This window comes from Ferroacidibacillus organovorans (assembly GCF_001642725.1).
GTDB classification, from domain to species: Bacteria; Bacillota; Bacilli; order Alicyclobacillales; family SLC66; genus Ferroacidibacillus; species Ferroacidibacillus organovorans.
On the sequence record NZ_LSUQ01000006.1, the window covers coordinates 68,322 to 80,087 of the forward strand.

Below are 11,766 nucleotides of genomic sequence, written 5' to 3' on the forward strand. Positions count from 1 at the left end.
GGTGGATGAATGATAGGGGGGAAAGCGCGTGTCGTTTAAAGAACGGTTTGGTATGAGCCCTCTCGCCCTCATCAGCGTCGTGTTCGGCGTCTTCATGGCGATTCTTGACAATACCGTCGTGAACGTCGCCATCCCAAAAATGATGTCGGTGTTTGCGGCAACCCAGAATGAGATTGAATGGGTCATCACGGGGTATCTGCTCGTAACGGGGATGCTCACACCCGTTAGTGGGTATCTCGGTGACCGCTTTGGCCAAAAGCGAATCTATCTTATCGCGCTCGGAATCTTCACCGCGGGATCGGCGCTGTGTGGGTTATCGTGGAGCACGGAGTCGATTATCACCTTTCGCGTGATTCAAGCGATTGGTGGCGCGATGCTGATGCCCGTCTCGATGACGATTCTCTTTAGCATGTCAAAGCCGGAGCGGCGCGGTACGATCATGGGAATTTGGGGTATTGCGCTCATGTTCGCGCCAGCGCTCGGACCTACACTTAGCGGATACTTTGTGGAGTACCTCAATTGGCGGCTCATTTTCTACATCAACGTGCCAATCGGGATCTTGAGTTTTTTCATGGTCACCGCATCGATTCCGAAGATGCCCGCGCGCTCGACAGAGCGTCTCGACATCGCCGGATTTCTCACATCACTTGTCGGATTCTTCTGCGTGCTGTACGCGCTCTCTGAAGCGCCTGCCGACGGCTGGGGATCAATCACGATCCTTTCCTTTTTGACCGCGGGCATCATCCTTCTGACGTTTTTCGTGGCGATCGAACTCACAGCAAAAAATCCGATGCTCGATCTTCGTCTCTTAAAGCGCAAAGTGTTTCTGGTCTCGATCATCACGTCAAGTTTACTGAGCGTATCCATGCTCGGTGCGCTTTTCATCTTGCCGGTTTTTTTACAAAACAGCCTTGGATTCACACCGCTTGAGACAGGTCTTTTGACGTTGCCGGGGGCCATTGTGACAGGTGTTCTCATGCCGATCTCGGGGAGTCTGTTTGATCGCATCGGCGCGCGCCCACTCGGCATTCTCGGTTTAGCCATCATGCTCGTTGGCTCCCTGCTTTTGATGGGCATTGACCTCAATTGGACGTTTGGCACGATTCTTCTTGTTTACATGTTTCGCCAAGCGGGAATGGGGCTCTCTATGATGCCGCTCTCCACGGCTGGCATGAACGATGTGCCGCGTGAACTGGTCAGTCGAGCGACTGCGCTGCAAAATACGATGCGAAATGTCGCAGGTTCTATTGGCACCGCGTATTTGAGCACCGTCATGCAATCTCAATCTTCGACAAATTTGATTACGTATCTTCAACGTCTGAGCGTTCACAACCTATCGCAAATCAATTTGACGGGGATTCCTTCCGTGTTTGGTGTTACAAATTCAACGCAGTTGACCTCGCTGGTCGGGGAGCTTCAGCAAATCGCGTTTGAGCACGGCACACAAACTGCGTTTGCTGTTGCGGCGATCATCTCTGTCTTAGGGTTTATCTCCGTGCTCTTTATCGGAAAAAAGAAACCGCCGCTCGATATGGGCCAGCGTGGTGGACGTTCCGCGGCGATCATGGAATAAGGGATGTTATCGACAAAAAAAGGTTCGCAGGCGATTGCTCTGCGAACCTTTTTTCAAGAAGAGGAGCCCTCACTGCCACTTCCCTCTTTTTCTCCGCTAGAGGAGTCGCTCTGCTTATCTTTCTGAGTATCTTCTTGATCGCTCTTTCCTTTTTCCCCTTTCTCCCCTTTTTCAGACGCTCCCGGTTTTTCGGTTTTCCCCATTTTCTCTTTATCGCCACCGCCCGCCTGCTTTACTGCCTCTTTCATACTATCCTGAAAGAGCAGTCGAAACGTGGGCAGTTGCAGCGCCTCTGTCATAATCATCATGATCTCTTTTCGGTATTCAGGGCTCTTCAAAAGATCAAACTGCATTTTCTGATACTCAGGCGACTTCATGAGAGCGAGCAGATCCTTTTGATACGTAGGATCGGTCATCAATTGTTTTTGCACGTTCGTCAATTGTTCCTTAGAGGCATTGACGACGGCGGCGGCGAATTGCGGGTCTTTCATTTGCTCGGTCAGCAGGCTTTTGTTTTTGCCTTGTTGCAACGTTTTTTCCACAGCCGTACTGATATCTGCCTGCGTAACCACTGACAGTCGTTTAAACTCAGGACTTGTCATCGTATCGCGAAGTGTCGCCATTCCTTCTTTGCTGTGGAGGATATCCAGCACCATCGCTTTTAGGTCTGGATACGCCGTACCTCCGCTGCTCGCTTGACCTGATTTACCCGCTGCGCCTTGTGTCCCGCCTTGACCCGTCGCTTGTCCGTCCTGCCCTTGCGGTGAGGAAGAACCACTCTGCGGTGCAGAAGAGCCGCTCTGCGGTGAAGCGTTAGACACTTCTGCGGAAGTTGAGCCTCCTAGCCCGCAGCCTGCGAGCGTCGCAGTCAATCCCAGGCCGAGCAGCCAGACGTGGGCTGCGTGCGTTGCTGATTTCATCACGATTCACCTTCTTTCTTCAGCGAGCGTGATTAAAAGAAAATGTCACTGAACGGTCGAGTGTGTCGCGGCTCCCTTTACCAGTTCCGTCACGGTCGCAAAGTGGTAACCTTTTTCGCGCAGGCCGTCGATCACTGCGGGCAATGCCAGGTGCGTCTGCTTGCAAGAGTCGCTCGCATGCATCAGAATGATGTCGCCAGGTACGACGCGAGTCAGCACACGATTTTTGATCGCTTCGACGCCAGGATTCATCCAATCCAATGAATCGGTGTTCCACTGAATCGTGCTATACCCCATGCTGTGCAGCGTCGACAGAACCTGTTTGTTAAAATCACCGTTAGGCGTACGAATCAAGCGGGTCTTCACGTTCAGTACTTCTTGCAGGCTCGCATCCGCCTTTTGAACTTGCTCGCGAATCCAGCCTTCGCTGAATTCGGAGTAATTCTTGTGCATATACCCGTGGCTGCCGATTTCAAAACCCATGGATTTGATACGTTTGGCAATCTCTTGGTGGTGAAGTACCCATGGTCCGGATAGGAAAAAGGTTGCCTTATCGACGTGTTTTTGGGCTAAGATATCGAGGATAGGTCCTGGCGATTTCTCGCCCCACGAGATATCGAACGTGAGTGCAACGACCTTCTGATTGGTTTGCACCTTATAGATCGCTTCCGGGGTCTTTGATAAAGGCGCTTCAGTTTTGGTTTTCGCATACGTGACGTAGGATGAACCGAACGTAAGCGCAGTCAGCAAAAGTGCTGTGCCAATCCGTACAGCGCGTTTAGCAAGCTTTGGACGAAAGGATTTGATGATGGAGCACCTCCATTCATTCGATTCGTTTCTCAGTTTGCGCGATGGAACGATTCGGCATACACGAGAGGGGAAATCATCATGGTAAAGAGATATCGCAGTTATTTTATCGTCGCACTCATTCTCTTTTTGATCGGCGCCTGGCTCGGAGGCGCGCAGGCGTCGTCGCTCTCAGCGGTGCTGACGCCTATGATGCACGGACTCAAGCAAGAGGCAGTGACACTGAAACACGAGAGTGTGCTCGCCACAGCGCTTGCGCTCTTTTATAACAATCTAAGAGTAAGCTTGATCATGATGGCAGGTGGGTTAGTCCTCGGAATCCTTCCCTTTTTGGTGGTCATCGCAAACGGAGCGCTCGTCGGCTATGTCCTGGCGACGCTCACGGCAAAGATTCATATCAGCCTATGGCTGGCGATTCTCACTGGGATACTGCCGCACGGGATCTTCGAGATCCCGGCCTATCTTCTGGCGAGCGCGTATGGTATGCGCATCGGTGCAACGGAGTTTCGCGCGATTGCGCGCGCGGGTAAGCCGGGGATGTGGGCGTATTTGCGGAAGGATTTGTGGACGATCGTGCTCATCGTTGCCGTACTGCTTTTGGTCGCGGCGTTTATCGAGTCAAGCATTACGCCCATTCTTTTGCGACTGGCGATTGGCGGTTAGCGTTCACTGCTTCAGATCAAACTCTCGATCTCATCGGCGGGAAACTGGAGAAATTTCGTTTCTTCACGCTCTTTAAAGGAAACCGTATAAAAGGATTCGGCGCGTGCGAGCAGTTGCAGCTCAGTGGTAGAAAAATCGCGCTGCAAGCGGTTTGCGACTTCGCGTTTTGCGGTGCTCACCGTTTCGTCTGTAGGACTCAGCAGTGTGGCATACTGGAGTTGAGCCCACGAGAGGATGAAAAGTTGTGCGTCCATGGATAAAGTAGTTTCGTTCATAGAGAGACGTCCCTTTCTGGCGGAAATGCCCACTTGCTTGATTTCCTATGGTACCATAAGTTTGAGGAGCGTTGAAACGAATGATAAAAAATCGAAAATCCTTACGTGTGATCGGTGTTCCGTCTGACTTGGGTCAGGGGCGGCGCGGGGTCGATATGGGTCCGAGCGCGATACGCTATGCAGGATTGTCTGAGAAGCTCGAAGCGCTCGGCTATGACGTCAAAGATCTCGGCAACCTTTCAGTGGCCCAACCGGAGTCGCGGGTGCAAGGGGATGTGAAGCTGAAATATCTCACCCAAGTGCACGCGATTTGCGATGAATTGCGCGGCATGGTGGCGCAGGTTATGGCGGATAACGCGTTTCCTATCGTGCTCGGCGGCGATCACAGTCTCGCCATCGGCAGTGTGGCGGGGGCGGCCGAAGCGCTTGGCGGCGAGATGGGTTGCATCTGGTTTGACGCACATGGTGATATGAACACGGATGAGACGACGCCGAGCGGAAACATCCACGGCATGCCGCTCGCCGCGTCACTCGGTTACGGACATGATGATCTGACGCGAATTGGATCGCTTTTTCCCAAACTCAAACCGGAGCGTGTGGTGCTTGTCGGCGCGCGTTCGATTGACCCGCTTGAACGCGAATTGATCGCTAAAAGTGGGATGCACGTCTTTACAATGGCGGACGTGGATGAGCTAGGCATGAGTACAGTGATGAGGCGCGCAATCGAGATTGCTTCAAGCGGAACGAGTGGTGTGCATCTGAGTGTGGATCTCGATGCGCTCGACCCGATGTACGCGCCGGGTGTAGGAACGCCTGTTCACGGTGGATTTACGTATCGCGAGGGGCATCTCGCCATGGAATTGCTCGCGTCTGCCGGGTGTGTCACGTCTGTCGATGTGGTGGAGGTAAACCCAATTCTTGATTCGGAGAATCGAACGGGCAAAATGGCCGTTGAGCTTCTTTCTTCTTTGCTTGGACTTACGGTCATTTGACGCGATAGAGAAAGAAAGACGAAGGGCTGAGCCGCGTCGCTTAGCCTTTTTTATGGTGCTGGAGGGTGAGACGTTTGGAGATGGATCAGACATTCGCGCAACTCGAACGGCGTGCCGATGTTGCGTGGATTGATGTACGTTCGGAGGGAGAGTATGCTGAATCGCACGTTCCTGGCGCCGTATCGGTTCCGCTGTTTGACAATGAGGAACGCGCGGAGATAGGGACACTGTATAAACAGGTTGGGCCTGAGAGAGCGCGCGAGCGTGGACTTGAGATCGCATCGCGAAAACTGCCGAATCTGGTGCGCGCGATTCGAGAGCGGGCGGGTGACCGGATCCCTGTAATTTACTGTTGGCGCGGAGGGATGCGCAGTCAGTCGGTGACGACCGTTTTAGGTCTGATGGGCATACCTGCCGTGCGGCTCGCTGGTGGGTATCGCGCGTATCGTGTTCATATCACGGAATGGCTTGCCAGCATGCGCGCGGACAAGCTGCCCCCGCTTCTTGTGATCCACGGCATGACGGGGGTCGGCAAAAGTATGCTCTTGCAGTTGCTCAAAGAGCGCGGGGAACCAGTTCTCGACTTAGAGGGATTTGCGGGGCATCGCGGTTCAGTATTCGGCGGGATTGGCCTTAAACCGGCGAATCAACGGGAGTTTGACGGACGTCTGTACGATGCTTTGCAGCGACAGCAAAATGCGCCGTATTTGATTATCGAAGCGGAGAGCAAGCGTATCGGGCACGTGAATATGCCTGATTTTCTCTACGAGGCAAAACTTCGCGGACACAATCTCCTTCTTTTTGCCTCGCTAAAGACGCGGGTGGTGAGAACGCTTTTGCAGTACCGACTCGATGATGAACAGGCGTTTGTGAGCGCGGTCGGGCATGCGCTTGCGCGAATTGAGCGACGCTTTTCGCCGGCATTTCGCACGTTTGTGAGCGAAGCGTTTTTAGCGCGTGACTGGCACAGCTTGATTGCAGCACTTCTCACCGACTATTATGATCCGCGCTATGAACACGCAATGAAATCGTATACGCATCCATTTTATGAGGTAGATGGTGAGGATCTTGAAAAGGCGGCAGATGAGGTTGTGGCGCGCGCCTATTCAGCGTTTGCTGTGACGGATTCCGGTCAGCGTGAATGGATTGGTGGGAGAACAAATTAACCACCGGGTGATGCGCGATGATCTATGTGGCATTGGGGGACTCCATCACGCATGGCTATGATTCCAGCAAGCCAGCACACCGCTACGTTGATCAATTGACCGAGAAGTTAAACCAGATGAATGTGACTCACACGTACGTGAATGCTAAACCGGGGTATACTGCGCCGCAGTTGCTTGCAAGTATGGAAAAGATTCCTCCGTGCATTCTGGCAGAGTCGACGCTTACGACGGTGATGATCGGGGGCAATGATCTTTTGCGTGTCCTCCCGTGGTACTTGAATGACCCTGAGGAGGGACGCCGTCGATTGGAGACGACGGTCATTCCCGTTGTGCGCGAGATTCTCGAAAAGGCGAAACCGAGCTCGCATACGATCTTGCTTCTGTGCACGATCTATAACCCATTTCCAAACAGCGATCTCGCTGCGCGCGGGGTTGGCGATTATAATGACATGCTCGCGCGTCTCGCCTCAGAGTGCTCATGTGAACTCGTGCGGATTGATGATTCTTATCAGGGGCGAGAGTCGGAGCTTGTAAATGGATATCGGAGAGGAGCACTCGAAGATTATCGCTTGATCAAGAACCCGATTCATCCAAATGACCGCGGGCATGCGCGCATCGCGGAGGCCATCTTTCACGTATATAAGAAGAGGGCCCGCGAGATGCTTGTGGCGATGAAGAAAAAGACGGGTGATCCAGTGCTTGACGCGCAAAGGAGAAGGCGGTCGCGCAGGAGCGGCGGCGGGGTGCGGGTGAATCGAAAGCGCTAAACATCTCAGCACATTCTTAGAAATCCGTGCGGCACTGGCACCGTTTGCGATGTATAATAGAGTAGAATGTTTTGATTACCAAAGATTGATGGGGGTCGCGGATGGACCACGTCGCGCAGGGTGTGCTTGAAGAAGCGCAAATGGGAGATGTCGCGGCGTTTGAGAAGATTGTCAACGCCTACGAAAATCGTTTGTTCACGATGGCCTTTCGAATGCTTGGAAATCGCACAGAAGCGGAGGACGCGGTGCAAGAAACGTTTTTGCGCGTCTACACGAACCTGCCGCGCTATAACGAGACGTATCAATTCTCGACGTGGATTTACCGCATAGCGACAAATGTTTGCATTGACGGATTGCGTAAACGTCGCCCACACCAATCGCTTGATGTTGACGATGGCGAAGAAGGAAACAGAGATGGGTATGAGCGTCTCGCGAGTGATGAACAAGATCCACTCGATTTCGTCGTTCAGACTGAGCGCTGCGCTGATGTTCAGCGCGCGCTGAACGATCTCCCGGTTACCTATCGAACGGTGCTCATTTTAAAATACATTCAGGAATTATCTCTTCAGGAGATTAGTGATATTTTGCACGTTCCTGTCACGACGGTGAAGACGAGAATTCACCGCGGCCGAGAGGCCATGAAAGAACGATTTGTGGATGTGCCTGTATCGTGAAAGAGGGGATCCTTGTGACGTGTGAGGAAGCAAAGCAAACGCTGCATTTTCACCTGGATGGCGACGACCACCACCCTCATGTAAAACTCGCGCATCACCATCGAGTGACGTGCGCGCACTGTGAAGCGCATCTTGATCAATTGAAGGAAGTCGAGCGAGAACTGCGGAGCATGGTGCAACTTTCGGCCCCGTGTTCGCTTCATGAGCGCATCATGAAGCGTGTGCAGTCGACGCCTCAGAAACGCCCTCTCTATGGTTCGGTAGATCGTGGAAAGCTGATGTGAGCGCATGCCCTCTCTGCTGATTCTTTTAAATAAGTACATTTTTGATGTTCTGGATATCGCGATCGTATCGTACGTGTTCTATCGTGTGATTCTCTTGATACGCGGCACGCGCGCGGTACAACTGCTCAAAGGTTTGATCGTGCTGTTTGTGGCGCTCGGCCTGAGTCGCGTGTTTCATCTGCAAGCGCTAAACTGGCTCCTGACGCAAACCCTCACGGTGGGACTCTTTGCGATCCCTGTCGTGTTTCAGCCTGAACTGAGGCGTGGACTCGAACAGTTGGGGCGGGCAAGCCTATTCCAGTTGCGCTTGAATTGGCAAGGGACAGGCGATACGACGCATGTCGTACAGGAACTGGTCGCGGCGACAAAGGTTTTTTCCAAGAATCGAATTGGCGCGCTGCTCGTTCTTGAGCGGGACACAGGGCTGAATGAGTATGTTCAAACCGGGATTGCGATTCAGGGCCTGCTCAGTGCTGAACTCTTGATCAACACCTTTATTCCGAATACACCCCTTCACGATGGCGCGGCGATCTTGCGCGGCGAGCGGGTTCTTGCCGCGAGTTGTTTCTTACCGCTTAGCGACAGTGACGCGATTTTGAAGGAGCTTGGCACGCGCCACCGCGCAGGGATCGGTGTAACAGAACAATCGGATGCTGTTGCGATTATTGTTTCGGAGGAAACGGGCCAAATCTCAATCTCTGAGGGTGGCATTTTAAGACGGGGATTGGATGAGCGCGAATTGACGGAGCGACTCAATGAGGTTTACGGAACGATGCGCAATCAACGGCCTTTCCGACTCTTTGCTCGAAAAGGTGAACGCGCATGAAAAAGGCCAGCGATTTTTTGCAGAGCAATCTCACAGCACGACTCGTGAGCGTTCTTTTGGCGGTGATGCTCTGGTATGTGGTGCAGTCTTCTTCGACGCAGTCGATCTCACCTGCCGCACTCACGACGACGACGGCCGTTCTACACGGCATTCCGATTCACGCCCGCATCAGCCCTGACATGGCGGTGCTCGGTCAGAATCCTGTCAAGACGGATGTATCCGTCTCCGGTGGCCTTTTGAGCGTCGCTTCCGTACAGGTTGCGTACGGGAACTTACAAGCGGTAGTCAATGCGCGGGGACTGAAGCCAGGCGTTCATGAACTGCCTGTCACGATGATCAATCTGCCAACACACGCGACCACGTACACCCCCCAAGTGAAGCATGTCACACTCGATCTGCGGCCTGTGATTGATCACGCGTTGAAACCGACGTTACGCTTTCAAGGGGCTGTGAGCGCCGGCGCTCAATTGGCGCACGTCAACATTGGGATCTCGCACGTCGTCGTGCGCGGGCCTGATGTGGATGTTCACCGCGTTCGCGCGGTCGTGGGGACGATTTCTGTCGTGAATCGCGGTTCAACGTTTGCGGCGCGCGTCACGTGGGTGCCCGTGGATCAAAACGGTGCGGTGGTGGGCGGTGTGCAGTGCTCGCCGAGTACATCGATGGTAACCGTGCCTTTTCGCCAGACGTCTGTCACTGTGCCACTCGTCGCGAGCACATTTGGCATTCCTGCGTTTCCTTATTATGTGGCATCTGTGCAAGTGCTGCCGCACACGATCCAGGTGACAGGCGCCTCCGCGGCGCTTGTGAATCTTCCTCCGATTGCGCTCTCTCCGATGAACGTGGCTGGTCTGCAACAGACGTCGACCATTACGAAGACGATTCCTATTCCGGTGGCGGGCGCTCATTTGTCGAGTGTGACTGCGACGGTGACGGTGACGGTCGTCCCAGGTGTGCGAACGGTGGTGCAGCATGTTCCGATCGTCATCCGGGGCGCGACGTCGCATGTGCGCTATCGTCTTTCAACGAGTACGGTTGATGTCGCGTTGTTTGGGCCGCAATCCCCAGCGCTCACAGCGCAGGATCTTGAGGCGTCGGTGCAAGTGCAGGGACTGGCGGCAGGGCAATCGACACGTGAAACGGTGACAGTGAGTGTCCCCGCACCTTGGGTGATCCAGTCGGTGACGCACAGCGTCGTTCATGTAAGCGCATTGCCATAGCGTCTGTGTTCGCCCAAATCCTACCATTTCCCTTGCACGGCTTGAAAGACGGTGGAGGGTGTGGGAGAATGAGCTAAATAAACGAGGATTTACGTGAATGAGGGGTCATGGAAGAGCGTGAGTCGACTTTTTGGCACAGATGGGGTACGTGGCATTGCGAATGTTGGGCTGACACCGGAACTCGCATTCTCTCTAGGAGTTGCGGCAGCGAGTGTTTTAAAACTGCAGTGTACAGGGCGACCGAGCATGCTTGTCGGGAAAGACACGAGAATCTCGGGAGACATGCTAGAGTTTGCGCTGATCGCGGGCATCACGTCGGCGGGTGTTGATGCTGTGCGCTTGGGAATTTTGCCTACGCCAGGTGTCGCCTATCTGACGAGGCATTCAGAGGCGTGCGCGGGTGTGATGATCTCAGCGTCACACAATCCGTTTGAGGACAACGGGATTAAATTTTTCGGTGCGGACGGGTTTAAACTTCTCGACGCACAAGAAGACGAGATTGAACGTAGGATGGAGCGCACAGAAGCGGCAGACCGTCCGCAGCGTGAGCAGATTGGGCGTGTGTATGATCGACACGATGAAGTTGTGCGCTATCGGGACTTTCTTTCGTCGACGCTTAAGGCGGATTTGACAGGGTTACACGTGGTGGTGGATGCGGCAAACGGCGCGGCATATGAACTCGCAAAGGCGCTCTTTGCGGAGCGCGGAGCGCGTGTGACGCTGTTGTCGGTTGAACCGAACGGGATTAACATCAATGTGGGATGTGGCTCGACGCACCCTGAGACACTGGCGCAAACGGTGAAGGATCTGAAAGCGGACGTGGGTTTGGCGTTTGACGGTGACGCAGATCGTTTGATCGCGGTAGATGCGAGCGGTGAGATCGTGGATGGGGATCGCATCATGCTGATTTGTGCGCATCACATGAAAAAGCACGGTCGCCTCCACGATGACACACTCGTGACGACGGTGATGAGCAACGTTGGGTTTGTGCGCGCGGCGCAGGAATTGGGAATTCGGCTTGTGCGAACGGCTGTGGGCGATCGCTATGTGATGGAGGCGATGCGCGAAGGACACTTTTCGCTCGGCGGTGAGCAGTCGGGTCATCTGATTTTCCTCGATCTAACGACGACTGGAGACGGTATGCTCTCGGCGCTGCAACTGCTTGATGTGATGGCGCAGGAGAAAAAACCGCTTCATGAATTGGCGGCGATTATGAAATCTTATCCGCAGGTGCTCGTCAACGTACGCGTAAAGGATAAGACGGCGTGGAGGACGAACGGCTCGATTCTTCAAATCATTCGTGAGATTGAGGATGAAATCGGCGAGAATGGCCGCTTGCTTGTTCGCGAGTCAGGCACGGAGTCGCTTGTTCGCGTGATGGCAGAGGGACCGCAGGAGTCGCTTGTGCGCGCACAGGTGGAACGCATCGTCGATGTGATTCGACGGGAGCTTGAGACAGCGTAAGACGTGGTGACTCTGCCTCGTTTTACGCGTCCATCCGCATGGTAAAGGGGGAATGCGCTTAGAAGAGGATCACACGCACAAAAAGCAGTTGTCGTAAGCGCCAGGACTGGACGGGACGAGATGTGCGCTCCAGTT

General features: G+C 53.9%; 13 protein-coding genes. 10 read left to right on the top strand and 3 right to left on the bottom strand.

Annotated elements, in window-relative coordinates:
* Positions 1-28 precede the first annotated feature (28 nt).
* Positions 29-1,573, top strand: a complete 1,545-nt coding sequence (locus AYW79_RS03525) for a DHA2 family efflux MFS transporter permease subunit (protein ID WP_067953323.1) — start codon at positions 29-31, stop codon at positions 1,571-1,573.
* A 53-nt stretch (positions 1,574-1,626) separates the two neighbouring features.
* Here the strand turns inward: AYW79_RS03525 and gerD are convergent, their stop codons facing one another.
* A complete protein-coding gene (gene gerD / locus AYW79_RS03530) occupies positions 1,627-2,493 on the bottom strand; it encodes a spore germination lipoprotein GerD (protein WP_067561656.1) in 867 nt (288 codons plus the stop codon).
* A gap of 45 nt (positions 2,494-2,538) precedes the next feature.
* Positions 2,539-3,300, bottom strand: a complete 762-nt coding sequence (pdaB, locus tag AYW79_RS03535) for a polysaccharide deacetylase family sporulation protein PdaB (protein WP_067561659.1) — start codon at positions 3,298-3,300, stop codon at positions 2,539-2,541.
* A gap of 81 nt (positions 3,301-3,381) precedes the next feature.
* On the opposite strand from pdaB, the gene AYW79_RS03540 reads away from it, so the two are divergent.
* Positions 3,382-3,963 (top strand): stage II sporulation protein M, encoded by a 582-nt coding sequence (locus tag AYW79_RS03540; protein ID WP_067561662.1) that lies wholly within the window; start codon positions 3,382-3,384, stop codon positions 3,961-3,963.
* Positions 3,964-3,974: 11 nt separating this feature from the next.
* Here AYW79_RS03540 and AYW79_RS03545 read toward each other — a convergent pair whose 3' ends face one another.
* Positions 3,975-4,238, bottom strand: a complete 264-nt coding sequence (locus tag AYW79_RS03545; RefSeq protein WP_067561665.1) for a hypothetical protein — start codon at positions 4,236-4,238, stop codon at positions 3,975-3,977.
* 80 nt (positions 4,239-4,318) lie between these two features.
* On the opposite strand from AYW79_RS03545, the gene rocF reads away from it, so the two are divergent.
* From rocF to glmM, 8 genes are all read left to right on the top strand, one after another.
* The gene (gene rocF, locus AYW79_RS03550; protein ID WP_067561668.1) at positions 4,319-5,230 is read left to right on the top strand and encodes an arginase; all 912 of its coding nucleotides are present in this window, start codon (positions 4,319-4,321) and stop codon (positions 5,228-5,230) included.
* 80 nt (positions 5,231-5,310) lie between these two features.
* Positions 5,311-6,396 carry a tRNA 2-selenouridine(34) synthase MnmH gene (mnmH, locus tag AYW79_RS03555; RefSeq protein ID WP_231877899.1) on the top strand — a complete coding sequence of 362 codons (1,086 nt, stop codon included), beginning with the start codon at positions 5,311-5,313 and terminating at the stop codon, positions 6,394-6,396.
* Positions 6,397-6,413: 17 nt separating this feature from the next.
* Positions 6,414-7,163: an SGNH/GDSL hydrolase family protein gene (locus AYW79_RS03560; RefSeq protein WP_067561673.1), complete on the top strand. Its 750-nt coding sequence runs from the start codon at positions 6,414-6,416 to the stop codon at positions 7,161-7,163.
* A 101-nt stretch (positions 7,164-7,264) separates the two neighbouring features.
* Positions 7,265-7,837, top strand: coding sequence for an RNA polymerase sigma factor SigW (gene sigW, locus AYW79_RS03565; protein WP_067561676.1), 573 nt, complete (start codon positions 7,265-7,267; stop codon positions 7,835-7,837).
* A complete protein-coding gene (locus tag AYW79_RS03570) occupies positions 7,834-8,121 on the top strand; it encodes an anti-sigma factor (RefSeq protein WP_067561679.1) in 288 nt (95 codons plus the stop codon). The genes sigW and AYW79_RS03570 overlap by 4 nt, the downstream gene beginning before the upstream one ends.
* A gap of 4 nt (positions 8,122-8,125) precedes the next feature.
* Complete coding sequence (cdaA, locus tag AYW79_RS03575; protein ID WP_067561682.1) at positions 8,126-8,947, top strand: diadenylate cyclase CdaA; 822 nt, start codon at positions 8,126-8,128, stop codon at positions 8,945-8,947.
* A complete protein-coding gene (locus tag AYW79_RS03580; RefSeq protein WP_067561685.1) occupies positions 8,944-10,167 on the top strand; it encodes a CdaR family protein in 1,224 nt (407 codons plus the stop codon). The genes cdaA and AYW79_RS03580 overlap by 4 nt, the downstream gene beginning before the upstream one ends.
* A 117-nt stretch (positions 10,168-10,284) precedes the next feature.
* The gene (glmM, locus tag AYW79_RS03585; RefSeq protein ID WP_067561687.1) at positions 10,285-11,631 is read left to right on the top strand and encodes a phosphoglucosamine mutase; all 1,347 of its coding nucleotides are present in this window, start codon (positions 10,285-10,287) and stop codon (positions 11,629-11,631) included.
* Positions 11,632-11,766: the final 135 nt, after the last annotated feature.